This window comes from Alkalimarinus coralli, from assembly GCF_023650515.1.
Taxonomy (GTDB): Bacteria; Pseudomonadota; Gammaproteobacteria; order Pseudomonadales; family Oleiphilaceae; genus Alkalimarinus; species Alkalimarinus coralli.
In genome coordinates this window covers 1,883,112-1,908,400 of sequence record NZ_CP096016.1, presented here as the reverse complement: position 1 = coordinate 1,908,400, position 25,289 = coordinate 1,883,112, and the positions used below count along the sequence as shown (strand labels likewise).

General features: G+C 44.6%; 18 protein-coding genes. 8 read left to right on the top strand and 10 right to left on the bottom strand.

Features of this window, described 5'->3' with window-relative positions; all coding sequences use genetic code 11:
• Window positions 1–40 precede the first annotated feature (40 nt).
• Complete coding sequence (locus MY523_RS08465; RefSeq protein WP_250658346.1) at window positions 41–1,108, bottom strand: 3-deoxy-7-phosphoheptulonate synthase; 1,068 nt, start codon at window positions 1,106–1,108, stop codon at window positions 41–43.
• A 594-nt stretch (window positions 1,109–1,702) separates the two neighbouring features.
• Here MY523_RS08465 and MY523_RS08460 point away from each other — a divergent pair.
• From MY523_RS08460 to MY523_RS08450, 3 genes are read left to right on the top strand one after another with little or no spacing between them, the layout of a single operon-like run.
• A complete protein-coding gene (locus MY523_RS08460; protein ID WP_250658345.1) occupies window positions 1,703–3,436 on the top strand; it encodes a DUF1631 family protein in 1,734 nt (577 codons plus the stop codon).
• Window positions 3,437–3,448: 12 nt separating this feature from the next.
• Complete coding sequence (locus MY523_RS08455; protein WP_250658344.1) at window positions 3,449–3,838, top strand: PilZ domain-containing protein; 390 nt, start codon at window positions 3,449–3,451, stop codon at window positions 3,836–3,838.
• Between the two features lie 23 nt (window positions 3,839–3,861).
• A complete protein-coding gene (locus MY523_RS08450; protein WP_250658343.1) occupies window positions 3,862–6,339 on the top strand; it encodes a bifunctional diguanylate cyclase/phosphodiesterase in 2,478 nt (825 codons plus the stop codon).
• 100 nt (window positions 6,340–6,439) lie between these two features.
• Here the strand turns inward: MY523_RS08450 and MY523_RS08445 are convergent, their stop codons facing one another.
• The 7 genes from MY523_RS08445 to MY523_RS08415 all read right to left on the bottom strand — a co-directional run bounded on the left by MY523_RS08445 (window position 6,440) and on the right by MY523_RS08415 (window position 16,314).
• Complete coding sequence (locus MY523_RS08445; protein WP_250658342.1) at window positions 6,440–7,426, bottom strand: alpha/beta fold hydrolase; 987 nt, start codon at window positions 7,424–7,426, stop codon at window positions 6,440–6,442.
• Window positions 7,427–7,709: 283 nt separating this feature from the next.
• Window positions 7,710–8,498, bottom strand: coding sequence for an enoyl-ACP reductase FabI (locus tag MY523_RS08440; RefSeq protein WP_250658341.1), 789 nt, complete (start codon window positions 8,496–8,498; stop codon window positions 7,710–7,712).
• Between the two features lie 46 nt (window positions 8,499–8,544).
• Window positions 8,545–10,161 (bottom strand): ABC transporter ATP-binding protein, encoded by a 1,617-nt coding sequence (locus tag MY523_RS08435; protein ID WP_250658340.1) that lies wholly within the window; start codon window positions 10,159–10,161, stop codon window positions 8,545–8,547.
• A 6-nt stretch (window positions 10,162–10,167) separates the two neighbouring features.
• Window positions 10,168–11,199: an ABC transporter permease gene (locus tag MY523_RS08430; protein ID WP_250658339.1), complete on the bottom strand. Its 1,032-nt coding sequence runs from the start codon at window positions 11,197–11,199 to the stop codon at window positions 10,168–10,170.
• Between the two features lie 3 nt (window positions 11,200–11,202).
• Window positions 11,203–12,291 (bottom strand): microcin C ABC transporter permease YejB, encoded by a 1,089-nt coding sequence (locus MY523_RS08425; protein ID WP_250658338.1) that lies wholly within the window; start codon window positions 12,289–12,291, stop codon window positions 11,203–11,205.
• A 204-nt stretch (window positions 12,292–12,495) separates the two neighbouring features.
• Window positions 12,496–14,376 (bottom strand): extracellular solute-binding protein, encoded by a 1,881-nt coding sequence (locus MY523_RS08420; protein ID WP_250658337.1) that lies wholly within the window; start codon window positions 14,374–14,376, stop codon window positions 12,496–12,498.
• Between the two features lie 21 nt (window positions 14,377–14,397).
• A complete protein-coding gene (locus MY523_RS08415; RefSeq protein WP_250658336.1) occupies window positions 14,398–16,314 on the bottom strand; it encodes an extracellular solute-binding protein in 1,917 nt (638 codons plus the stop codon).
• Window positions 16,315–16,445: 131 nt separating this feature from the next.
• Here MY523_RS08415 and MY523_RS08410 point away from each other — a divergent pair, with 131 nt between their 5' ends.
• Window positions 16,446–17,888: an HDOD domain-containing protein gene (locus MY523_RS08410; protein ID WP_250658335.1), complete on the top strand. Its 1,443-nt coding sequence runs from the start codon at window positions 16,446–16,448 to the stop codon at window positions 17,886–17,888.
• A gap of 64 nt (window positions 17,889–17,952) precedes the next feature.
• Here the strand turns inward: MY523_RS08410 and MY523_RS08405 are convergent, their stop codons facing one another.
• Window positions 17,953–19,743 carry a LysM peptidoglycan-binding domain-containing protein gene (locus tag MY523_RS08405; RefSeq protein WP_250658334.1) on the bottom strand — a complete coding sequence of 597 codons (1,791 nt, stop codon included), beginning with the start codon at window positions 19,741–19,743 and terminating at the stop codon, window positions 17,953–17,955.
• Between the two features lie 270 nt (window positions 19,744–20,013).
• A complete protein-coding gene (gene gloB / locus MY523_RS08400) occupies window positions 20,014–20,817 on the bottom strand; it encodes a hydroxyacylglutathione hydrolase (RefSeq protein ID WP_250658333.1) in 804 nt (267 codons plus the stop codon).
• Window positions 20,818–20,995: 178 nt separating this feature from the next.
• Here gloB and MY523_RS08395 point away from each other — a divergent pair, with 178 nt between their 5' ends.
• The 4 genes from MY523_RS08395 to MY523_RS08380 all read left to right on the top strand — a co-directional run bounded on the left by MY523_RS08395 (window position 20,996) and on the right by MY523_RS08380 (window position 25,263).
• Entirely contained in the window at window positions 20,996–21,751 is a 756-nt protein-coding gene (locus MY523_RS08395) for a class I SAM-dependent methyltransferase (RefSeq protein WP_250658332.1), read from the top strand.
• Window positions 21,752–21,842: 91 nt separating this feature from the next.
• Window positions 21,843–22,298, top strand: coding sequence for a ribonuclease HI (gene rnhA / locus MY523_RS08390; protein WP_250658331.1), 456 nt, complete (start codon window positions 21,843–21,845; stop codon window positions 22,296–22,298).
• Between the two features lie 60 nt (window positions 22,299–22,358).
• Window positions 22,359–23,057 carry a DNA polymerase III subunit epsilon gene (gene dnaQ, locus MY523_RS08385; protein WP_250658330.1) on the top strand — a complete coding sequence of 233 codons (699 nt, stop codon included), beginning with the start codon at window positions 22,359–22,361 and terminating at the stop codon, window positions 23,055–23,057.
• A gap of 493 nt (window positions 23,058–23,550) precedes the next feature.
• Entirely contained in the window at window positions 23,551–25,263 is a 1,713-nt protein-coding gene (locus tag MY523_RS08380) for a FimL-related protein (protein WP_250658329.1), read from the top strand.
• Window positions 25,264–25,289 lie beyond the last annotated feature (26 nt).

Below are 25,289 nucleotides of genomic sequence, written 5' to 3'. Positions count from 1 at the left end.
TTTTTTTTTACGTCGGCCCATCCTGAGATGGGCGCAATAACTATCTGTTTGGCAACACGTCTTTAAGCTTGTTGCGCATATCTTTTAGCGTCTTTTCCGTTGTTTCCCAATCAATGCAGGCATCAGTAACAGACACGCCATACTTGAGTTCAGTCAGGTCTTTTGGGATAGACTGGTTGCCAAAATTCAAGTTGCTTTCGATCATAAGCCCAACAATTGATTTATTACCCTCGAGAATCTGGTGAGCAATATCCTGTACAACTAAAGGCTGCAGGTTGGCGTCTTTATTAGAGTTTGCGTGGCTACAATCAACCATGATATTTTTAGCCAGGCCCGACTTCTCCAACTGTTGCTCGCATAACGCGATGCTCACCGAATCATAGTTGGGTTTACCGCCACCGCCGCGCAGCACAATATGTGAGTATGGGTTACCCTTGGTTCGAATGATAGCAACTTGGCCCTCGGGGTTGATTCCAAGGAAGCTATGGGGGTGCGAAACAGAGTTAAGCGCATTCGTAGCAACATCCAAGCTACCGTCAGTTCCGTTTTTGAACCCAATAGCAACTGACAAGCCACTGCTCATCTCCCTGTGAGTCTGCGACTCTGTCGTTCTAGCGCCAATTGCACTCCAGGTAATGGTGTCTTGCAAGTACTGCGGTGAAATAGGGTCTAGCGCTTCGGTAGCCGTTGGCAACCCGATTTCAGCAATGTCCATTAACAACTGGCGGCCTATATGCAAACCTTCTTCTATTTCAAAGGAGTCATCCAGATGAGGGTCGTTAATTAATCCTTTCCAGCCAACTGTTGTTCTTGGCTTTTCAAAGTAAACTCTCATGACAAGAACTAACGTATCGCTGACTTCTTCTGCTAACTTTTTCAGGCGGCCAGCATACTCTTTGGCGGCTTCAACGTCGTGTATTGAACAAGGGCCAACAACTACAAATATGCGATGGTCTTTTCGATCCAATATGTTGTTGATTGTTTCTCTGCCCTCGGTGATTGTTTTTTCAGCGAGTTCAGTTAATGGAATATCCTGTTTTAACTTGTCAGGTGTAATTAAAATTTCCTGACTGGCAACATTGACGTTGTCGAGAGAAGAAATGCTCATCAGTTTGATCCAACCGTTATCTAATTAGTCTTGTAAGGCTTCAGCTTATGAGGCATGACGCTGAGCGGTCAATAAAAGGTGATGCTATGTTGCGTTATTCGATGACATATTGCAACGGATCAAGTCAAGGATGTGATACTAAAAGACACAAGATATAGGCAAAGCTGAAGTGTGATACAAATCCGAGGGAGCGTCCAAGTGTACGAGAATCAATAAAAAGAAACCCGCAAATTAGCGGGTTCTTAATTCCTAGTAACTAATTACTTGGGGTATATAAGGGAATTCATTTAGAGGTCGGTTATCGCACCTTCTTTCTATATTCCTTCGGTCCAATGAGGGCCTGGCTCCTTTTGTTGACGTGCCGAGATACCGCCTTTCATGCTTTCTACGATCTAAGGTTAAGTTATACATAGCATCCTCCCTGTTTTACCGGGCACTTCCATTATACGCCCGTGGCTATTTATTTATCATATTTTTTTGAGATTAGAGAATTGATGCTAATACATTTTTGTTTTTAAAAACGAGACTATAATTGTACTGAGACATTCATCAGGCATCGTGCCTGATTGAAATAAATGACAAGGATTTAGAGTAGTGTCAATCGGTAACATAACCAAAGCGTTGAGAATTCCAGAGTTAAAATATGAAATCAACAACAATGAGGAAACCGAAGAAGTCATATCAAATATCTGTGAACTTCTGATTCAATGCGCCCAAGGTGGGTCACAGCTAAAGGGCGAGTCATCGCTTATTAAAGTAATCGGCGCGCAAAGTGAAACCTATGGCCTGTCACCCCGTATTTATAATTCTCTTTTTTTGTGTGACAGGCTTGCTGATGTCTTTTATCGGAAGGCAAACATTGATGATCAACTAAAGAATGTACTGAGTGGCTGGAGGTTTGTATTAGCCAGGATTTTTATTCAATATCCCACACTGCTTAGCTCTGAAGATAGCCCTGTGTTAGCTCTGATTGATGAAATATGTGCCAGCCAGATCGGTTGGACACCGGAACCTAAACGAGTGAGTCAGGCCGTAATTGATCGTTTAGGCGTTGTTCATGAAGAGCTGCTTACAGTTAGCTCAGAATCACCAGACTTATTCGATAAGCTACGGCTTGAGTGGTCGGAAGCACAAGCGAAGCAAGACCTGCGTGTTGCTAAACTGGTTGAGCGGCTTGTCCTGACTGAACAGGGGGCTGCCAAATCCAGATATGCGTCTGATTTTAGCCTCTATACATTAGATCGTTTACTAAAATCGCATAAGCTCCCGGTGCAGATAGGAGAGTTTATTAGCACCAGCTGGCAACGGGTATTAAGAAATGCGCTTCTTAAAAGCGTATCTGATGTGGACTGGCAGGCGCTTGTGCAGCTGACGGAGAAAATAATTCTGGTCTTTTCTCATTCGGTCAGTGACAAAAAAGAGTCTTTGTACCGTATGGCAGAGGGTGTGGTAGATGAGCTGGCAGCCGAAGCCAGTCATTATGATGTTGTGATCAAAAATGATGAATGGGAGTCTATTCAGCAGCTGCTAATCTCTGTATTACAGGGGGCCGAGATTGAGCGTGTGCAAGCAAAAATGGAAAAGCCGGCCCTTAATTTTGATAGTGAGTATTGCCCAACGGTAGCCGAAGTTCAAAAATTATCGGGCAAGTGGTACCTGATCAAAGATGAGAGCAGCACTACGCGGCTCAAATTTTCAACATATTTTGAGGACTCAAGGGAAATCCTGTGGCTGAATCATGCAGGTATGAAGTCTATGGTTATGCCTTATGAATCATTTATGAGTGCCACAAAGCAAGGCCGTATACGAGAGATTCCGGCATGTTATTTATTGAGTCAGGTTTTCACTGAGACCCTGAAAGGGCTTGGCAAGGTTGCCAATGCTCAACATCTTGCGAGAGTAAAAGCGAAAGAAAAGGCTGAGGCAGAAGCAGAACGTTTGAAGCTTGAGAAGCAAAAAGCTGAAGAACTTGCTCGGTTGAAGGAGGCAGAAGCTGCTAAGCTGATAAAAGAGCAACGGCTGAAAGCAGCTGAAAAAAAACGCCTGGAGCAGGAGAAGCTCACACTAAAATTAATTTCTGAAATGTCGTTAGGGTCGTGGATATCGGTATTTGAGGCGAACGAAAACCAGAAATACAAACTTGTAGTCAAAATCAATGCAACAGATAAACTCATTTTTGTTGATAAAATGGGGCTTAAAAAGTTTGAAATTAAAACCCCCGAACTAATGCAGCGTATGATCTCAGGGGATATAGAACTGCTTAGTGGCGGGGCTGAGTTTGACGATACATTGTCCAGAGTTGTTGGGCGTCTAAGAGTGGGAAAATAAAAAGGGGGGTAGGTGAAAAACTTTGATATAAACAATCTTGTTGCCGACGACGAAAGGCGTGAAGAGTCCAGAATCACACGAACAGCCATGCTCTATGTTGAAACGGTCTCTCCATCTCCAGGTAGCAGTGAACGGCCCGTTGTTGTTGCTTGCAATACGCTGGACTTCTCTGCCAATGGTTTGCAGGTGCAAATGGATCAGGCACTTACCGCAGGTGCGATCCATCAAATGACACTGGAGCTCCCTAATAGTCGTGATCGATTTGAATTGACCGGAGAGGTGCGCTGGGTTCGAGTGCTAAGTGATGGCTCAGGGTACATTGCAGGGATAATGTTATTTGATTCAGAAGGAACGGAAATTATTGACTGGAAGCTAGCGATTGCAAATTGGCTTAATGATTAACTGAATGATTCGAGTGCTTTAGTTTGAAACTGAGATCGAAGTTCCTGCTATTTACATTGCCAATGATACTTTTGCCCTTGTTGATAGCAAGCTCTCTTTCTTACGTTTATTTAAAAGGCGCAACTCATCGCCTCTCTATCGTCCAGCTGGAATCATCCCTACTGCAATTGGGAAGTGACACCCACGCAAGGCTAAAATTAGCCGTCTCAAATGTTTCGCTTTTTGCTAATGCAGATAAGCTAAAAGCTTACGTCTCTTTAGATCAACTGAGTGATAGTCCTGCTTTAGCGGGAGAGGTCACCTATGCATTAACAGAGTTTATTAAAGCGTTCCCCAACTACTCGGAAATAGCGCTGTTTGGAAAAGATGGCCGGCTACTCGAAAGTGTAAGTGATGTGTTCGAACAGCATGATTTTCAAGCTCGGTTTATACGTCAAATGATTGAAGCAAGGCTCGATCACCATGAAGGGGTCTGGATTCCTGAGCAGGACGGTAATATATATTACCTCATAGCACATGCAATCAAGCGCATCGATGCGGGGAATCAATATATAAAAAACAGATCAGAAAATATTGGTTACTTGTTCATAAGTGTCGATATGCGCTTTCTCCATGACTTAATTAAAGAAGGCGTTCAAAAGCAGGGCATTGCCTACTTTCTAAGTAACCAGCTGGGTGAAGTAGTTTTCACACCCGTTGGTGCGAATAGCTCAGTAGAAGCCGAGTCGTCGGAGGTATTAAAGAAACAGATTAAACAAATTATCTCGTCCAGATCGAGTTCTATCAACCAATATAACGGTGAAAGCGGCACGTATTACGGTGGTTACAAGCGTCTTATACAGGATTTATATCTTGTGGGGATGATTGCCGAGAGCGATATGGTCGTTTCGTCTGCCATGTTTAAAACATACGTTACATGGTTTTTAGTCGTTACTATGTTGATTAGCTACATCTTATTGCGCAGTCAGATTAATAGCCTGATCACGACCCCGATTGATATCCTTCGAAAGTTGCTTGTTAAATTTAAAAAGGGGGAATATGACCACGACGTCAGTGCGTTGGGTTCTGAGGAACTGACATTGCTTGCAGAGGACTTTAAAGACCTGAGTAAAGGGTTGTCGGAAAGCACTGAAACAGTCAAAACCCTCGCATACTATGACTCTTTAACAGGGTTGCCAAACCGTATTACATTTAATGCCAATCTTAAAAAAGCGCTTAATCACTGCGAACGCACACAATCGGTTCTGGGATTACTGTTCATTGATTTGGATAACTTTAAGACAGCAAATGATGTTTATGGTCACCAGGCGGGTGATGAGCTACTTAAAGAAACGGCCACTCGGCTAGAGAGCTGCTTAAGAGGTGCAGATGTTGTTTCAAGGAAGGTCGAAACTTCATCCGAGTGGGGGAATGATATTGTTGTGCGCTTGGGTGGAGACGAATTCACGATAATTCTGACTGATATAGAACAGGCTCATCAGGCGTCGATGGTTGCCCAGCGAGTTGTGGACGTATTGTCGCACCCGTTTGAAATAGCAGGGGCAGAGATTAATATCGGAGCAAGTATTGGTATAGCGATGTACCCGGTTGATGGCACAACGGCTGATCGCCTGATTAAAAGTGCCGATCTTGCAATGTATGAAGCAAAGCAAAAAGGCCGCAACAACTATAAGTTTTTTACAAAAGCACTTAATGAGGCCGTTGCCAAGCGGTTGGAGATTGAGTCTTTACTACGACATGCGATTGAGCACGATGAGTTTTTTCTGGTTTATCAGCCTAAAGTGCGCCTAAAAGATGGAGAAGTTGTTGGGTTTGAGGCACTGGTGCGCTGGAACCACCCTGAAATGGGGGTGCTGTTACCAGCGCAATTTATACCTGTTGCAGAAGACTCCGGAATGGTTATCGACATTGGCCGGCTGGTCATCGAGAAAGTGTGTCAGCAACTTGGTTTGTGGCAAAACGAAGGCTTAGGCTCAACGAAAATTGCGATTAACTTTTCATCCTTGCATCTAATGAAAAATGGAATACTTGAAGATATTCGCGAGACGTTTAGTAAGCACAGCCAAAGCTTGGATAATATAGAAATCGAGCTGTCAGAAGATGCATTAATTGCCGATGTTAACAATGGCGTTGAGCTGTTAAACCAGCTGAACATGATGGGCGTTGAATCCGCACTCGATGACTTTGGGGCGGGCTGCTCATCATTAGTTTTCCTTCGCAAGTTTCCTGTTAAGCTGATTAAGATCGATAGATCATATATAGAGAATATAGAAACCAGCCTGAACGATAGGGATGTACTTAATGCGATGATAGAGTTAGCGAAAGCACTCTCTTTTGATGTGGCGATTGAAGGTGTAGAAACAATAGAACAGTTGAAAATTATTCAAAAGATGCGGTGCGACTATGTTCAGGGATTCTATTTTTCTGAGCCTTTAGTGGCAGAAGAGTTACAGTTCAAGTATGTGATTCCTTCCACTAGAAGGAATCACACTGGCAGTTAGTACTCATCATAACAAGTACTCACCATAACAAGTTCTCATCATAACAAGTACTCACCATAAATAGCTCGGTGCAGAGCGTAAAGGGTAATCGGTCTAAAGGTTAGTTTGATACTGCCTCTATCTGGCGTTCAGTCGCCCCTGGCTGACTAAACGCTTTACCCTTTGATATGGGGGCGGGTTGGGACACTTTTTCACCATTGAGAAATGCGATTGCGTCCATTACGGTCTTATCGGGTATCTCCTCCATCGGCATATGTCCAACACCCGGGTAGATAACCACTTGGCTGTTTCTTATGTCCTCATTCCAGCGCTGAGATAATTCATGCGGAACCCAGGCATCTTTCTCGCCCCACATGATTAAAGTGGGTGCTTTTATTTGCGCAAAGGGCAGTGGTGCTTCTTCAGTACTTCGGCTTTTAAGAATTTCCATTATCTTTATATAAGAGGCTTTGGCCCCCGAGCGCTGTGCCATATGGACGTACCGATCCATATGCCTTCGCTCGATGCGCTGGTGATCACCATAAACCTGCTTAACATTCATGGTTACCAATACAGGCGGCTGAAAGTAATTGCCAATCGTTGAAATTACAGGAGTGGTTGCAAAATCCATTACCCAAGGCACCTCTTGAGGGTATGCGATTGGATCGAGCAGAATCAAGTGGTCGACTCTGTCGGGGTAATCTGATGCGTACTGGGCTGCAATGTATCCGCCCAATGAGTTGCCCGCTATTGAGAAGTTATCCAGTTCGATAACATCGATAAACTTCGCAAACGTGTTCAGTAGATAATCCTCATTGAAGTCATCTATCGCTTCGGGGGCCCCGGTTAAGCCAAACCCTGGCACATCAAGGCTGATGACTCTGTAAGACTTGCTAAGCTCCATAACCCAGTCATCCCAGGTTTGCAGGGAGGACATGATACCATGTACAAGAACGATTGTTGGGCCTTCTCCAACGTCCTGATAGTGAATTTTAAGGCCGTTAACATCTGCCCATTTTGAATATTCATTGGTATAACGCTCGGTGAGGTCGTCATATGGAATTTCAGCGAATCCAATCGAGTTTGCAAACGACGGGCTGGCCTTCATCGCCGCGCCCATACTTGAGCAGCCGCTAATACCGAATGCTAAAAAAAATAAAACTATAATGTGAGAATAAAATCGTTGCACTGAAATCACCTGGTTAATCGTACTGGCTGCTTTGGCAGTCTAGACTCTAACGGGTAGGTTAGGTCGTCTTGGTATAAATAGACGTTCGTTAAATGTTGTGAGATATAGGCCCCATATACGCGGGTAATGAGGCCAATAGAAGGTAATGCTTTTTACAAAACGTTACAGTGACACAGTCGAAAATTATTGGAAAAAGTAGACCTTAATCGCCTAAGTTTCCCATCGCTGTAATATTAAACCCCGCATCGACATAGGTAATCTCTCCTGTAATGCCGCTTGCGAGGTCAGAAGTTAAAAACGCCGCAGTATTGCCGACCTCTTCAATTGTTACGTTCCGGCGAAGCGGGGTTCGCTGTTCGGTTTCCGAGAGCATTTTCCGAAAACTTTTGATACCGGATGCCGCGAGCGTTCTGATAGGGCCCGCTGAAATCGCATTAACTCGAGTACCTTCCGGGCCAAGGCTGTTCGCCATATACCTGACATTGGCTTCTAAGCTTGCTTTTGCCAGCCCCATAACATTGTAGTTCGGCAGTGTTTTTTCGGCACCCAGGTAGGTGAGGGTTAATAGCGAGCCGTTGCGCCCTTTCATGAGTTCACGGCCACCTTTTGCCAGCGCGATAAAACTATAGGAGCTGATATCATGCGCGATTTTGAACCCTTCTCGGGTCGTGATATCAACAAAGTTGCCGTCGAGTTGATCTGCTGGAGCAAAGCCAACGGAGTGGATGATGATATCGATACCATCCCATTTCTCGGCGATGGCGGAAAAAAGGTCTTCTATTTGCTGATCGTCCGTCACATCACAAGGCAATACCAAGTCGGTTCCCCATTCTTCTGCAAACCCTTCAACACGCTTTTTAAGTTTGTCTCCTTGATAGGTAAGCGCAAGCTCGGCACCCTGTTCATGTAGCGCACGGGCGATACCGGTAGCAATCGATAGCTTGCTTGCAATGCCTACCACTAATGCCTTTTTGCCTGTTAATAACCCCATTTTATACTCCTTGAGTACGGTTGAACTTGGTAGTGAATAAGTTGAATTACCTGGATGCTTCCTGAGCGTTATAAAATGAAGCTTCAATCAGGGATTGTGTATAGACTTTATCGGGATTATCGAAAATTTGATGACAATCTCCATACTCAACGACTTCTCCCTGCTTCATCACCAGCACCCGGTGGCTTAGCGCTTTCACTACCGCCAAGTCATGACTTATAAATAGATAACTTATCTGATATTTCTGTTGTATGTTTCTAAGCAGCTCGACTACTTGAGATTGCACGGTTCTATCCAGTGCAGAAGTAGGCTCGTCGAGAATAATTAGCTCGGGCTGTAACACCAGTGCTCTGGCAATGGCGATTCGCTGTCGCTGGCCACCCGAGAATTCGTGGGGGTAGCGATGGCGGGTTTCGGGATCCAGCTCAACATCCTTTAATGCCTGTATGACTTTAGCTTCTCTTTCGTCCTGATCACCTAGTTGATGTATCACCAGGCCCTCTTCGATGATCTGCTGAACTGACATTCTTGGGCTTAAGCTGCCATAGGGGTCTTGAAATACAATTTGAATTTCGCGTCTGAGAGGTCGGAATTGCTGTTGGTTATAGGTATGCACCGGGTGGTCTTTAAAGTTGATGCTGCCATTACTTTGCAAGAGCTTGACTAATGAAAGCCCGAGTGTTGTTTTACCGCTTCCGCTTTCTCCTACAATGCCGAGTGTTTCCCCTTTACGCACGGAGATGGATATGTTGTTGGCGGCTTTAAAGTATGAGGTTGTTTTACCGAAAAAGTTCTTTTTTAATGGGAACCATATATTTAAATCGTCAGTGCTTAACAAAACAGGAGAGTCATCTGCAACGGGCTCTGGTGTTCCTGTTGGATCTGCGTCTATCAGTGTTCTGGTATAGTCAGCTTTAGGGGATTCGAAAAGCGCCTGTGTTTCTCCTTTTTCAACGACTTTGCCAAGGTGCATGACGATGACCCGGTCAGCATAATGCTTAACGACGTTGAGGTCGTGTGTGATGAGCAATATAGCCATGCCCAATTTGGTTTGAAGTTCCTTAAGGAGCTCAAGAACCTGTTTTTGAACGGTCACATCAAGTGCCGTAGTGGGTTCGTCAGCGATTAAAAGCTCTGGTTCGTTTGCCAGCGCCATGGCAATCATCACCCTTTGTTTCTGGCCACCAGATAGTTGATGTGGATATGAAGAGAGCCTGGATTCAGGGGAGGGTATGCCGACTAGTGTCAGCAGCTCTATAACCCTATCTCGTGCTTTTTTCCCAGTTAACCCTTTATGCAACAACAGTGTTTCACTAATCTGTTTTTCGATTGTATGAAGGGGGTTGAAAGAGGTCATGGGTTCTTGAAAAATCATACTGATTTTATCGCCGCGGATTGAACGCATCGACTTTTCATCACACTTCAATAGGTCTCTATTTTGGTAGATGATCTCTCCACTCGGGTGAAATGCTTTCGGGTAGGGCAACAGCTTGAGTATAGATAGAGCGGTCACTGATTTTCCGGAGCCACTCTCACCCACAATGGCCAGCGTTTCCCCTTTTTTAATCTCAAGTGATACACCTTTTACTGCATTAATGGTTTGACCATTTTGAGAAAAGGAAACATGTAAGTTGTTAACTGAAATTAGTGAATGATTATCCATCTCTGATTATGCCTTTTTAGGGTCAAAAGCGTCCCGAACCGCTTCGCCAATAAACACCAGTAACGTTAACATTAGCGATAGCACCACAAATGCCGATATTCCAAGCCATGGTGCGTGGAGGTTCGACTTGCCCTGAGCAATGAGTTCCCCCAGAGAAGGTGAGCCCAAGGGCATACCAAAGCCTAGAAAGTCTAATGAGGTGAGCCCTCCAATAGCGCCGGTTAGTATAAATGGCATGAATGTCAGTGTTGCGACCATTGCATTGGGCAACATATGCTTAAACATAATCCCTCGATTGCTCAACCCTAGTGCTCTGGCTGCGCGCACGTACTCAAAATTACGGGCTCTTAGGAATTCAGCCCTTACAACGTCGACTAACCCCATCCAACTGAAAAGAAGCATAATTCCCAGTAGCCACCAGAAACTGGGTTGCACAAAGCTGGAAAGAATAATTAACAGATACAGCACTGGTAAACCTGACCATATTTCGATGAGCCGCTGGCCAACAAGGTCTACTTTTCCTCCATAATAGCCTTGTGTCGCGCCTACAATAACGCCAACAATGGTGCTGAGAAAGGTAAGGCTGAGTGCGAACAGAATTGAAATTCTGAAACCGTAGATAAGACGTGCCACAACGTCTCGTCCCTGATCATCCGTTCCGAGCCAGTTTTCGCTAGATGGAGGCGCCGGTGCAGGAACGGGCAGATCGTAGTTGATGGTTTTGTAACTGTAGCGAATGAGGGGCCATATCATCCAGCCTTTGTCATTTATTAAGTCCTGAATATAGCTGTCACGATAATCGGCTTCAGTTTCGAAGTCGCCGCCAAACTCGGTTTCGGTATAAGTATTGAAAATGGGGATATATACAGAGCCATCATAATAAACCAGGAGAGGCTTGTCGTTCGAAACGAACTCTGCAAAAAGGGTAAACAAAAATAAAAAAAGAAATACCCAAAGCGAATAATAGCCTCTTCGGTTTGCTTTGAAATTATCAATTCTTCTTTGCGTAATGGGGTTTATTGAGGGCTTTCGACTCATTGCTTAGCCCTCCCTGCTATCAAAATCAATACGCGGATCGACCAGTACATAGGTGATATCGCTTGCCAATTTTAGAAATAGGCCCATTAGTGTAAAAATATAGAGCGTACCAAACATAACGGGGTAATCCCTATTCAGAGCAGATTCAAAGCCTAACAGCCCAAGCCCGTCCAGTGAAAATATTACTTCAATCAGGAGTGAGCCTGAAAAGAATAGCGCCATCAGAAGCCCCGGCATCCCGGCAATAACAATCAGCATTGCGTTCCTGAATACATGGCCGTAGAGTATTTTGTTTTCCTCAAGCCCTTTGGCGCGTGCAGTAATGACATATTGCTTACGAATCTCGTCAAGGAATGAGTTTTTAGTCAGCAGTGTCAGGGTCGCGAATCCACCAATGACATTTGCGGTTATGGGTAGAACCAGATGCCAGAAATAGTCTGCAACCTTACCAAATAGCGTTAGCTCATCAAAATTGTTTGAAACTAACCCTCTGAGTGGGAACCAGTCTAGATAGGTTCCCCCAGCAAACAGTACGATTAACAGAACGGCAAATAAAAACCCGGGTATTGCATAGCCAACGACAATTAGGCTACTGGTCCAGACATCAAACTTGGAGCCGTCGTAAACGGCCTTCTTAATGCCTAACGGTATCGAAATCAGATAGATAATTAAGGTCGACCAAAGGCCAATGGATATCGACACCGGCATTTTTTCAACAACCAGATCCACGACCGACTGGTCTCTGAAAAAACTATCCCCAAAGTCAAAATAGAGATAACTTTTTATCATTAACCAGAAGCGCTCGTGGGGAGGTTTGTCGAAGCCATAGAGTTTTTCTATTTCTTTAACCAGCTCAGGGTCCAAGCCTTGAGCGCCCCGGTAGGCAGAACCTTCGCCGCCTGAGGAAGACACTTCAGCAGACATGCTATCGCCCATGCGGTTTTGAACGCTTGAGTCCATTCCCTGCAACTTGGCCAGAGTTTGCTCTACCGGGCCGCCAGGTGCGGCCTGAATAATAATGAAGTTCAGCAGCATGATTCCAAAAAGCGTTGGAATCATCAGAAGTATGCGCCTTAAAATGTAAACAGACATATATGGGTTCTGTCAGATGGTTAATATAAGATTGGGGCCTTTGTTTGACTATTACGCTCGCAAATACGGTGTTAAAAATGACTCATGATTGTGCGCGCCCCCGGGGTTGACCGGGATTTATTACATATAAACTGCGCTTTTTCCGTCATTCTTTGCCTGGTCTTTGCTTCGCTCACAACGTCGTATCAAGGCCTCAAGGTTATTTTAGTTGATTCTTGTCCACCAGGTATCAAAATTAACACCGGATTTTGGAAAGACTTTTGGGTGGTTTAGTGTTTTCCAATAAGCAATACGCTGTTTAGGGAGGTGCCATTGCGGAATTACATAGTGTTTTGACAGCAACACCCGGTCTAGTACCCGTGTTCGGGTCACAAGAGAATCTCTGTCAGGTGCGGCAATGATCATATCGACCAGCTGGTCTACAACGGGGTCAGATACACCAATATAGTTACGAGTGCCGGGAATATCTTTATTGCTTGAATACCAGTAATCACGTTGTTCATTACCTGGTGAGTTAGACTGCGCCAGCGTCATGATAAACATGTCGTAATCGTATTTCCTGATACGACCGATATACTGGTTGGTGTCAACCAGGCGAATTTTTGCGTCGATACCCAGCTTCTCAAGGTTTTTTGTGAAGGGGTGAATTATGCGCTCAAAGCTTTTTTGGTAGAGCAGTATTTCAAATGTAAATGGCTCAGATGTCGCATTGTTGACCAGTTTCCTGTTTTTAATGGACCAGCCAGCTTCTTTAAGTAGCTTTAATGCTTTACGCAGATTTTTACGAATATTGCCCGAACCATCAGTCTTAGGTACCTCATTTGCCGTGGTAAATATGCTGGCAGGTAGTTGGTCTTTAAAGGCGTTAAGTATTTTTAGCTCTGCTTCACTGGGTAAGCCTTCTGACGCCAGCTCTGAGTTTTCAAAATAGCTGTTAGTGCGTTTGTACTGGCCAAAAAACAGCTGTTTATTTGTCCACTCAAAGTCGAATGCGTAACCTAATGCTTCTCTAACCTTAGGGTCACTAAAAATCTTACGTCGCGTGTTATAGATGAATGCTTGCATACCGACAGGTTGTTGGTGCTTGACCTCTTCCTTAACGATAATGCCTTTATCAAACTTCTCTCCGGTGTAGGCTGTCGCCCAGTTTTTTGCTGTGTTCTCCACTCTAAAATCGTATTCACCCGCTTTAAAGGCCTCTAGAGCGATTGTTTGATCGCCATAGTACTCATAGATAACTTCATCGAAATTATAGTGTCCTTTTCTAACGGGAAGGTCTTTTGCCCAATAGTCTTTAACTCGTTCGTATGTGATGGATCGCCCCGTATTAAAAGACTTGATTTTGTATGCGCCACTTCCTATTGGTGCATCGAGCGTCGACTTTGAAAAATCCCGTGTGTCCCAGTAGTGCTTTGGTAGTACTGGAAGTTGACCAAGTATAAGCGGAAGCTCGCGGTTCTCATTGTTTTTGAAGTCAAACTTTACTTGATTTGGTGCGACTTTTGACACATTCGACACATCACCATAATAGGCCTTATAAAAGGGCGCACCATGTTCGATAAGGCTGTTAAATGTAAAAATAACGTCTTCCGGTGTAACCGGCTTGCCGTCTTGAAAGCGGGCTTTCGGGTTTATATGAAAGACAACCCAGCTGCGATCTTCAGGCATCTCTATTTTTTCGGCTATTAGCCCGTATTGACTAAACGCCTCATCTTCAGATTGTACGGTTAAGGTGTCGTATAAATAGTGGCTCACGCCTGCTGCCGGAACACCTTTAAGTACAAAGGGGTGAAAGCTGTCATAGCTGTTCGAGACAACGCCAAGTCGTGCTTTTCCACCTTTGGGGGCTTTGGGGTTAGCGTACTCAAAGTGAGTAAAATCTGCCGGGTATTTCACTTCACCGTGCATGGCCACGGCATGCCGAGGTGTTGTTTTTTGGCTGTTGCTGACAGAGCTTTTCTCTGATGCATACGTTGCAACTGAGAGCGTTAACAACACCGTACAACATACAAGTTTTTGGCGTGCTGCGGTCTCGAAGAAAGACGTTGAATGCTGTTTAATATAAGTGAGAAGCATAGAAATCATTGTATATACCGAGTGATATTATTATTTGATCCACCAATTTTCAAAACCCAGCTTATAAGGCGGTTGTTGATCGGGTTTACTGAATTTATCCCAGTAGGCAATACGGTGATAATTCAAGTGCCAATTTGGAATTATATAGTGATTCCATAGTAGCACACGATCAAGTGCTTTCGTCGCGGTTATAAGTTGTTGACGGTTTTTCGCTTTAACAATTGATTCAGTTAAGTGGTCAACGGCCGAATGGTTGACTCCCGCATAGTTTCGACTTCCTTTTATTTCTCTGGTTGAAGAGTGAAAATATTCACGTTGCTCATGGCTTGGAGAGAGGCCTTGAGCCAGCACGAATGTTGTCATGTCGAAGTCAAAATTATCAAGCCTGACTTTGTATTGATTTGCCTCAACCAGTCTGACTGAAGCGTTGACACCTGTTTTTCTTAAATTTTCAATAAACGGCTCAATCACTCTTTTTAATCCAGCCTGCCTAATAAGTATTTCAAATTTGAAGTGGGTTTGTGAGTTGGCATCATAAAGCATCCCGTTTTTGAGCTGCCAACCGGCACTCTTGAATAGATTAAGCGCTTGTTTTTGTCTTGCCCTGATACTTCCTCGCCCTGAACTCTTTCTTCCCGAGCTTGCTCTGCCTGAACTGCTTTTAGGGGACGCGCTGGCTGTTAATAAATGGTTGTGCGAAAAAGGAGTTGAGAACAAACTTTCGGGCAGTTGGTTGCGATACGGTTCTAGCAACTCAAGTTCTTTCGCGTCAGGTTTGGATCGTGATGAGTCATAGATGGAGTTTGGGTAGTAGCTACTGTTTCGGGTATATGCATCATGAAATATATTTTTGTTAGTCCACTCAAAATCGAAGAGCAGAGCTATCGCCTGACGAACTTCTGCTGACTGAAAAAGGGGCTTCCTGGTATTAAAAAACAAGCCTTGTGTACCAGCTGGAATCTGATGAGGAATCTCTTCTTTAATGACATTTTTGCTCTTCAGTGCTGGAAAGTTATAACCGGCAGCCCAATTCTTGGCGGTGTATTCGTAAAATGCGTCGAACTCTCCGCTTTTGAACGCCTCAAAAGCAATGGTTTGATCCCGGTAGTAATCGAACTGAATGGTATCGAAATTATACCTTCCTTTGTTAACCGGAAGATCCTTACCCCAGTAGTTGATGTTACGCTCAAAGGTGATGAACTTTCCCGGGGACAAAGCCTTTATTTTGTATGGACCACTTATAACGGGAGGCTTCAGCGTTGTCTTGGTGAAATCTTTGTCTTGCCAATAGTGTTTAGGAAGGATGGGAAGCTCGCCGAACCTTAGGAGGTCTGAGCCAGCGTTCTCATCTTTAAAAAGAACTTTGACAGCCCGCTTATCCAGAACAACAACGTCCTTAATGCCATTTAGGTTTTGGCGAAATTGCGGGTGCCCTTTGTTGATTAGTGTTTGCCATGAAAATAACACATCCTCAGCGTCTATCGAGTGGCCGTCTTGGAAACGTGCACTTTCTCTGATCTTAAATATGCACCAACTGAGGTTGGCGGGGTAGCGAATAGACTCTGCAATAAGGCCGTAGGCAGATTGAGGTTCGTCTCCGGAGCGTGTTGTGCCGTCAGTGCCCGACAATAGTGTATCGGTCTCTTCAGAAAAGCCATACATGTATTGCCCAGGGGTATTTATCGGGCTGATGCCTCTGAGCGTATAAGGGTTTAAGGTGTCAAATGTTCCGAACCCCATCAACCTTATGTGCCCACCTTTGGGCGCGTCTGGATTAACATAATCAAAGTGAGAAAAGTCAGAGGGGTACTTCAGGTCGCCATACAGTGCAAAACCGTGGCTCTCAATAATACTTTCAGCGCTAATAGTCGATGTTTTTAAGATAAGGTAGGTAAGCACAAATAAGGGTGAAAAACGCACCATTAACGGCCTTATAAAATCGCGCATTTGAGTCCGGAAGTTATTATTTTTTGGGGCGAAATATCAAACTATCAATACCTTATCAGGATCATTAGCTATATTAAAGTTAAACTAACTTAAAAATATTTCATTTAATTCAGTGCAACTGGAGGTTGTTGGTGGATAAAAAGGGGTTGGCGGCATGGGTCGAGCGCCTGGACAGCGAAGAAGGTGTTGTACTTACATCTGTTCTTGCAGAACTCAATGAGCTGACATCGTCTGATGAAACATCAGCTAATCAGTTGGCTGAGGTTATTTTAAAAGACGCCTCATTAACCACTCAGGTGCTGAAGGTTGCAAATACTGTCCACTTTAACCCAACCGGTAGCCCGGTAACGACGGTCAGTCGATCTATTCTGACGGTCGGCTTCAATACCATCAAAAGCATATGTATTACGATCAAAGTGCTTGAGAGTATACTCCAGGGGCAGCCCTCAACCAGGCTTTTCGAATTGATGGCTGACTCTATACATGCTGCTATACAGGCGCGAAACATCTGTACAAAAATGTCTGCGGACGGCAAAGAAGAGGTCTTTGTCGCGACCCTGTTATTGCACTTGGCTGAAATGTTAGTGCTGTCTAGTGGAGAGAGCGAAGTCGCAGAACTTAATGAGCAAGTCGAGGAGGGGGCGACAGATAAAGAGCGTGACCGTATTGCAGAAAGAGTTATTGGTGTCAGTTTTAAACGTTTGGCGCTAGCGCTGGTAAAAAACTGGAGGCTTGGGGGCGTGTTACAGGAGTCTTTGCAGCCTTCCTCTAAGATGTCTCGTAAAGCCGATGCGGTATTAATTGGAGAAGAAGTTAGCCAGGCATCGAAAAAAGGGTGGGATTCACCCGAAATGAAAGCGTTGATTAAGAAAATTTCAGCATTTACCAATAGTGGCGCAAAAGATGTTGAGGCAATGGTTCAGGAAAGTGCTAATGAGGCCGCTGAGGTCGCAGCCAATTATGGTAGCGATGTTCTTGTTGCAATGATACCCAGCAGTCGCTCCATTGAGGCAGCAGATGACGCAAGCCTTGAAGCAAAAAGCAGTCATGAGCCAAACCCGGAACTACAGCTCCAAATCTTGCAGGAGCTAACGAGTATGATGATGGAGGGGGTTGATATGAACTCGCTTTTTCAAATGATACTTGAAGGACTGCATCGGGGGGTCGGTTTAGAAAGAGTTTGCTTAGCCATATTTGATAAAGGACGTGAAGTCATTTCTGCCAAATATGTTTTAGGTGAGGGAACAGATGAGTGGCGCAGTAAATTTAAATTCAATTTTGTTAAAAGCCGATCTGGCTTTTTGTTCCAGCTGTTTAGCGCCGGTAAACCCACTTGGATTGGCAATCCACAGTTCAAAGAGCTGACGGCTGCCGTCACGCCCGGCTATATTGCCGTAACAGGGGTTCGTCAATTCTTGATATCGCCTATAAAGGCCAACAGAAAGCCCATTGGTTTCCTATATGCTGACCTGGGTGAAAGTAAGCGGGCGTTAAACGAGGCTTACTTTAATGGATTCAAGCATTTCTGTGCTCAAGTCAATATGTGCCTGGCTGTGCTGGCAAACAAGAGCTAAGGGTTGTTATATCTACTACTTAGGCGTTAGGTTTGTCGTTGTCAGCGTTTTGTTTACGCAGCCGTTATGAGCCGTTTGTTACATCAATATGCAGCTTAAGCCGTTGGCCGGGTTTAAGATATTTTTTTGGGTCAATATTATTCCAGGTAACTATTTGTTTGACTGTAACGTTAAATTTACCTGCAATACGCGCCAGAGAGTCGCCCCGTCTCACTTTATAGCCAATCTTTCGAATATTTTTACGCCCAGGGGGGGAGAAACCTCTTGCTACCGTTGCTGGAGCCGCTTTTGTCCAGATGACTAACTTTTTGCCAGGCTTTAACGGGTCAGTCGGTGCCATGCTATTCCATTTGGCGAGGCTTCTGACGCCTACTTTGTACTTTCTCGAAATATCCCAAAGGGTATCACCAGCCCGAACAGTGTATTCAAGTTTGGATCTGCTTTTTCCTCTCGGAACGGCGTTTTGTTTCTTCTGAATTCTATTGTCAGAACTGAATGAGTAATAAGCGTTCCCCTTCGCTGCCACAGGAATAAGCAGTTTTTGCCCCTGACGTATTAAATTGGAACGAAGGTTATTTGCCTGCTTAATGACTGATGGGGTGGTGTTATACTTTTTGGCGATTCGTATCAGGGAGTCGCCGGACTTTACGCTGTAACGCTGCCAGCTGAGTCGTTGGTTTGCTGGAATAGATGCCAGCGCCGTTTTAAATTGTTCAGTATTCGCTATGGGAATAAGCAGGCGATGTGGGCCGATGGGTGAGGTTGCCCATCGGTTAAAACCCGGGTTCAGAAGGTATAGCTCTTCTACAGATATATTGGCCATTTTGGCCGCTTGGGCCAGGTCAATCTGAGAACCGACTTTAACAATGTCAAAATAGGCCTCGTTTGGTAGAGGTTTTAGCGTTATTCCATACTTTTCTGGCTCTTTTATAAGCTTGGAGATCGCTAGTAGCTTAGGAACATAAGCCCGGGTCTCCCTTGGTAGTTTAAGAGACCAGTAGTCAGTTTTTCGGCCTCTTTTTTTGTTATATCGAATGGCTTTTGAAACCGTACCGCCACCTGAGTTGTAAGCCGCCAATGCCAGTAGCCAGTCACCATCAAAGCGGTTGGCCAGGGCTTGAAGGTAAGTCAGGGCTGCGTCAGTAGATGCGACAATGTCGCGTCGGCCGTCATACCACCAGTCCTGTTTCAGGCCAAACGCTTTGCCTGTGCCGGGTATAAACTGCCATATACCCGACGCCCTGCCATGGGAGTACGCGAATGGATCAAAGGCACTTTCTACGACGGGGAGAAGAGCAAGCTCCAGCGGCATTCCTCTTTTTTCGGTTTCTTGTACGATGTAGTGCAGATATCGTGAAGAGCGCGCCGTTGTTCTATCTATGTAACGTTGGTGTTTCTTATACCAGTTTAACTGCATTTCAATGCGAGGGTTATTCAGGTCAAGGTCTAACTTGAACCCACTACGCATTCTTAACCAAAGATCCTGACTTCCTGATGCTGTATCCAGCGGGCTGTTTATTTCGGCCTCAACCAGTCGGTCTGCAAACCTGGTTGTTACTGGTGCACAGTCAACGTCGTAACATCCGCTGATGAGTAGCTCTTTAGTGTTGCGGTTGGCGTGAGTGCTTTGTTGGCTGGCTTCTTCACTCCCTTCTTCGGCAGCAATGACTATCTCTTCAGATTGAACGGCTGAGTCTTGCGACTCAAACAGAGAAAATATTGAGGAGAATGGCTTATCTGTGGACTCAGCTTGTGGCTCGTTGTGAGTATTACTCTCATTGTCCCCATTAGTAGGGGAAGTGGAGCATGCAGATATTGAACAGAACAGTAAGATAAAAAGTGAAATTCGAATCATTAAAACGCACAATCTGAGAAAAAGTCGGTACTTTAAGTCGTGCAAAAGCACTGCGTAGGCGAGAGAACTGCTAGTTGAATCGATAGCTCCCGACGATGGCAAAGTCTATTGACCTGTTCGTAATGGGTCAATAGCTTACACTGAGTAATTAATTATTTTTAATTTAACATACTCCTGACTCAGTGACAGGGTTTGTGAATTGATTGATCAATATTGCTAAAGAGGCCTTTGCAGGCTGTATTTGTAACAACGATCGTCGTGAAAAGTCTCTCAAAATGAGTCCTTCCATGATCGAAGTGCTGTGAATACTTCAAGTTCTGACAACATTTCTAAATTTGAGTGCCGCGATACAGATTCTTTAATCTCCGCTTTGTCACATCTAAGGAACGGGTTAATTTCAAGCTCTGTTTGAATGGATGTTGGCAAGGTAGGTAAGCCATTTACTCGCTTCTTCTGGCAGCTTTGGGCGTAGTCTTTGATTTTCTGGTTATGAGGCGCTACGGCTTCACTAAATGCCAAATTGGCTAGTGTATATTCGTGGGTGCAGTATACCTTTGTATCAGTTGGGTGTTTTGCAAGTGCTTTCAGTGACGTTAGCATTTGTTTGGGGGAGCCTTCAAATAGGCGCCCGCAGCCGCTTGAAAATAACGTGTCTCCACAGAACAGCCAAGGGCTTTTGTGTTGAGGGTCAGACGGCGAAAAGAAACTGATATGGTCAAGTGTATGCCCTGGCACTTCACTGACTCTAAATTGAGTGTTAAATATTGATATTTCATCACCCTGTGTGAGTGGGTTATTAATCTGCGAGATTTTGCTGTTCGCAGGCCCATACACATCTATAGCGGACGTTGCTGTTTTTGCCGCTTCTTTCAGCAGCGGGTCAATTCCATCAGTATGGTCATAGTGGTGATGAGTAACCAATATGCTATGAAGTGTCAGGTGATTGTCCTGCATGTATTTAACTACGGGCTTCGCATCGCCTGGGTCGACCACTACGCACTGCCTTGTTGCGGGGTTTTCAATACACCAGATGTAGTTGTCTGAGAATGCTTTGATGGGGTGTACTGTTAACATAAGTTTGTCCGTTTTAAAATTTGTGAAGAGGATTGCTTCCCACTCAAATAAGCTCAATCTTAATGGTTAAAGAATGGATTTTAAACCGTATAGGTTTATAGTAGCTCTACTATAATAAATAAGCTTATTAACTCTGCTCGTTTGAGATTACATTTGGTAATGGCGGAAGGGAGGTTATATGGGACGCAAACGGGGTGACTCTCAATGTGACTATGTTCATATACAGCAAACATTTGAACAATGGTTCCAGACGCCGCTCGGCCGGGTTCTTTTATCTGACCAGAGACGCAATATCGAACGCCTGATTGGACGAATGTTTGGGTATCAGCAGTTAGAAATGCTGGTTAGCCACCGGTTACCAATGGGTAATAGCAGTAGCCTTGGCCACACTATCATGGCTGTACCTCAATGGCAGCCAGATATGCCAGAAAATGTGCTGGTGACCGAAAGCCATGAGCTTGGTTTATGTCACGATAGTATTGATTTGGCTATTTTGCACCACACCTTGGATTTTGCTTCTTCACCTCATCAAGCATTGAGAGAAGTCTCAAGAGTTGTACGAGGAAGTGGACATATTCTTATCGTTGGCTTTAACCCGTTAAGTATGTGGGGAGTGCGGAAGCTGCTGTCGAGAAAAAAGAAAGCGCCTTGGAATGGGCGGTTTATTTCGGGTTATCGAATAGAAGACTGGTTAAATTTGCTTGATTTTGAAATATGCAGCACTCACTACCACTTCTTAAGGCCGCCGATTGAAAGCTACCGTTTTTTAGAGCGTTTTTCGTACATAGACCAGCTTGATAAAGGTGGGGTGCCTTTGGGCGCTTATTATATGGTTCTTGCGAAGAAACAGGTAGGTTGTTCGATTGCCAGACGTCCTGACTGGAAAAAAGCGAAAGTGATAGGGTTACCCGTTGCCAACCGAATGAAACCATAAATTGAGCCTGCTTCAAGCGAGGTTGCCAGTTATCGTTAAATGATTTAGTGTGCCTGTCCAATTTTGAGCGCATTAAGGTTGTTAACGTCAAATGGGGTTACAGCGCGACAAAGTGATAATTTATACCGACGGTGCATGTAAAGGGAACCCTGGGCCTGGAGGTTGGGGGGCTGCCTTGAAGTCGGGACAACACAAAAAACATATCTATGGTGGAGAACCCAATACGACGAACAACCGAATGGAGTTAATGGCGGCAATAAAGTCGCTTCAGTTACTTAACCGTCCATGTGACGTTGATATTTATACTGATTCTCAATATGTGCGTAAAGGAATCACCACATGGATACACGGGTGGAAAAAGAATGATTGGCGTACTTCGTCGAAAACGCCGGTTAAGAATGATGATTTATGGAAAGCGCTTGACGCAGAAGTGCAGCGCCATAAGCTGAATTGGCACTGGGTTAAAGGGCATAGCGGACACCCTGGGAACGAAATGGCAGATGCACTGGCGAACAAGGGTGTTAATGCCGTGCTCAAAAGCAATTAGGCATCAAACGCAGGCGTTGGGCAAAGGTCACGATAAGAACAGTTGAGGAAAGTTTGTCGCATGAGACAGGTAGTTCTAGATACAGAAACAACCGGCCTGGAGCCATCACAGGGTCACCGGATAATAGAAATCGGTTGTGTTGAGGTGATCGACCGGAAATTAACCGGGAATCACTATCACCAATATATTAACCCTCAACGAGAAGTTGAAAGTAGTGCAATTGAAGTCCATGGTATTACCAATGAATTCTTGGCCGATAAGCCAATCTTCAAAGATATAGCCGCAGAGTTCCTGGCGTTTATCAATGGGGCAGAGCTGGTGATACATAATGCGGCGTTTGATATTGGGTTTATCAACCATGAATTCTTGATGCTGCAAGATAGCCCTGGAAAAGTAGAACAGTATTGTGGGGTTCTCGATACACTTGCGTTAGCGAGGAAGAAGCACCCGGGGCAGCGCAATAGCTTGGATGCACTCTGCAAGCGCTATGGTATCGATAACAGCATGCGTGACCTGCACGGCGCATTGCTGGATTCTGAAATCCTGGCCGATGTTTATCTAATCATGACTGGGGGGCAGACGATGCTCTCACTGGGTGGAGATAATGCCTCTGAGGAAATTACAGGCGTACAGCGTTTGCCTTCAGACCGCCCAAGCCTGCAGATTTTGAGGGCATCTGCACAAGAGCTGGCGGATCACGAAAGTCGCCTGGATGCTATAGAAAAACAGTCTGGAAGCGCTATATGGAGGGCTCAGTAGCGTTTTCTTTCGATATATGCTTTTGGATCATATCTTTTCAGAGCGATTTGCAAGGGCCTGATTGCCTATTTCTCCCCCGTGCTCCTTTTCTTAATGTCTCAGATTTTAACACTATGTTTTGATGGGGGAAGGGTTCAGTCTGAAAGCCATCAATGTACTTAACCTTATCATGCTATCAGTGAACTGAAACCAGCTACGCTTGCCTGTTGGGTTAAGTGTTTCGTTTTAGTCTATCCTTAACAAAATAAACGGGGTGTTTCCCGCAGACATAAACGAAATAGGTAGGCTAAAAAGCAATTTATACAAAGTTACTAAAAGTAATGCTTTGATACAGTCAATTTCTTGTATCACATGAAAAATGTGTTATAAGTTAAAGTTAAATAAAAAATTATTAGTGATCCTCTAAGTTGTAAGGTACACGATTTACGAGGTTTACAGGCGCGGCAATAAAGCCAAAAGTGGGTGTCCAATTAAAATTAGGAATTGGTAGTGTATGACTGCAGCTTCAGTAGGGGCGAAGGCTAATTCGTTTGAACTCGTTCAGTCAGAGATCGAAACAACCGTTAAACAGGCCGAGAAAAACCTGGAGCGATTCCAGGAAAACAGAGAAAGCGGCGAAGATTTACAGAACTGTATAGACTTCCTTAACCAGCTTCGCGGCATATTCGTGCTTGTTGAAATTCAAGGCGGGGTTTTGTTGTGCCATGAAGCCGTCTCTCTTGCTAATGAAGTACCTGTGGGGGCAACTGACGACAAAAACAACTTGCTCACTTCACTCAATAACGCATTGTTTATTTTAAGGCGCTATATTGAATACTACCAGCAGCGGCGCGAAGACCATCCTGAATTACTCTTACCAATCATTAACGAGCTAAGAGTCGCAATTAAGAATAAGCCATTTCCAGATTCGCACTTTTTTGATGTAGATATGCAGCGCAAGGTAGACCATTGCGTTAATCTTGATATCGCTGACGCTTCTGAGATCACCGACTTTGATCTTCGGGCGAGACGCCTGAGGCATATGTATCAAGTAGCGTTGCTGGGTATTATTCGTGAACAAAATTTATCAGTTAGTACTAAGCTTCTGACTCGATCTGCACTAGGGTTATCCAAGTTATGTGGTAACTCTCCTTTGTCTGGTTTGTGGTGTTTGCTGGCAATCGCCGGGCAGGCAATTAATGATCGGCAAATGGAGGCGACCCAGTCTCGTAAGCGCCTATTGATGAGAATTGAACGCTACACGAAAGAGCTCGTGTATGTCGGAAAGGTGGTTACGTCAAAAACGGCACCAGATTCAATCATTAAAGAGTTGCTATACATCCTGTCACTCAGTGGTTCTAACAACCAGGAGGTGAGGGATATTTTACAGGCATACGATGTAAAACCACTGGCACTGGATGAGCAAAAGTTGGTCTCTCATCGAAAGAGACTGTTTGGCCCTGGTGTTGATGTATTGCGCTCATTGTCCGGTGCCCTGATTGAAGAAATATCTCAGCTTAAAGATAAGTTGGATATTATTGAACGGGGGATCGATCCCGACGTCACCGACTTTAGCGTTATATCTTCAGGTTTAGAGAAGCTTGCTAGCACCCTTGTAATGCTGGACTTAACCCAGTTAGCTGAACTGGCTACAAGTCAAAATGAAGCGCTTAAAACCTGGTCTGAAGGTGGAAAAACACCAACTGAAGAAGAGTTAATTGCCGTTGCGAATGCAGTATTGACTATTGAGCAGGCTATTAAGCGATTTGAAGAAACAGGGATAACGCCAGAGCTCGATAACAGTATTAAAGTTGAGCAGGGCGTTGAAAACAGCCCATACCTTTCTGAGGCGATGATTGTTGTAACAGATGAAGCCCAGTCGGGGATTACACTTACCAAAAGGGCGATTACAGCATTTGTTGAGTCCAACTGGGATAAGATGCACTTAGCCAATGTGAAAACAACGTTGAATGCCGTTCGCGGAAGTATGTTCATGGTGGGCGAAGAGCGGTTGGCTGCTGCGTTAGCTGCAAGCGCTGAGTGTATAGATAATGAGTTGCTCGAAAAGGATAGTCGACCAGAAGAGTCGGTATTAGACACGCTTGCTGATACTCTGACCTCACTCGAATACTATATTGAAACCATTAGTGGCAGAGAGTCTGTTAATACGGACTTATTATCCCTTGCTGAAGAAAGTCTGAAGTCCATCAACTATCCAGTTTCGTGAATGCGTAAAATAGGATAACGGTTATT

What these genes read in the sequence shown, in the direction of transcription:
- MY523_RS08425 (WP_250658338.1), bottom strand. Translation starts at nt 12,291, where the DNA reads ATGTCTGTTTACATTTTAAGGCGCATACTTCTGATGATTCCAACGCTT.
- MY523_RS08440 (WP_250658341.1), bottom strand. Translation starts at nt 8,498, where the DNA reads ATGGGGTTATTAACAGGCAAAAAGGCATTAGTGGTAGGCATTGCAAGC.
- MY523_RS08420 (WP_250658337.1), bottom strand. Translation starts at nt 14,376, where the DNA reads ATGATTTCTATGCTTCTCACTTATATTAAACAGCATTCAACGTCTTTC.
- MY523_RS08430 (WP_250658339.1), bottom strand. Translation starts at nt 11,199, where the DNA reads ATGAGTCGAAAGCCCTCAATAAACCCCATTACGCAAAGAAGAATTGAT.
- MY523_RS08445 (WP_250658342.1), bottom strand. Translation starts at nt 7,426, where the DNA reads ATGAAGGCCAGCCCGTCGTTTGCAAACTCGATTGGATTCGCTGAAATT.
- dnaQ (WP_250658330.1), top strand. Translation starts at nt 22,359, where the DNA reads ATGAGACAGGTAGTTCTAGATACAGAAACAACCGGCCTGGAGCCATCA.
- MY523_RS08380 (WP_250658329.1), top strand. Translation starts at nt 23,551, where the DNA reads ATGACTGCAGCTTCAGTAGGGGCGAAGGCTAATTCGTTTGAACTCGTT.
- MY523_RS08465 (WP_250658346.1), bottom strand. Translation starts at nt 1,108, where the DNA reads ATGAGCATTTCTTCTCTCGACAACGTCAATGTTGCCAGTCAGGAAATT.
- MY523_RS08395 (WP_250658332.1), top strand. Translation starts at nt 20,996, where the DNA reads ATGGGACGCAAACGGGGTGACTCTCAATGTGACTATGTTCATATACAG.
- rnhA (WP_250658331.1), top strand. Translation starts at nt 21,843, where the DNA reads ATGGGGTTACAGCGCGACAAAGTGATAATTTATACCGACGGTGCATGT.
- MY523_RS08405 (WP_250658334.1), bottom strand. Translation starts at nt 19,743, where the DNA reads ATGATTCGAATTTCACTTTTTATCTTACTGTTCTGTTCAATATCTGCA.
- MY523_RS08435 (WP_250658340.1), bottom strand. Translation starts at nt 10,161, where the DNA reads ATGGATAATCATTCACTAATTTCAGTTAACAACTTACATGTTTCCTTT.
- MY523_RS08415 (WP_250658336.1), bottom strand. Translation starts at nt 16,314, where the DNA reads ATGCGCGATTTTATAAGGCCGTTAATGGTGCGTTTTTCACCCTTATTT.
- gloB (WP_250658333.1), bottom strand. Translation starts at nt 20,817, where the DNA reads ATGTTAACAGTACACCCCATCAAAGCATTCTCAGACAACTACATCTGG.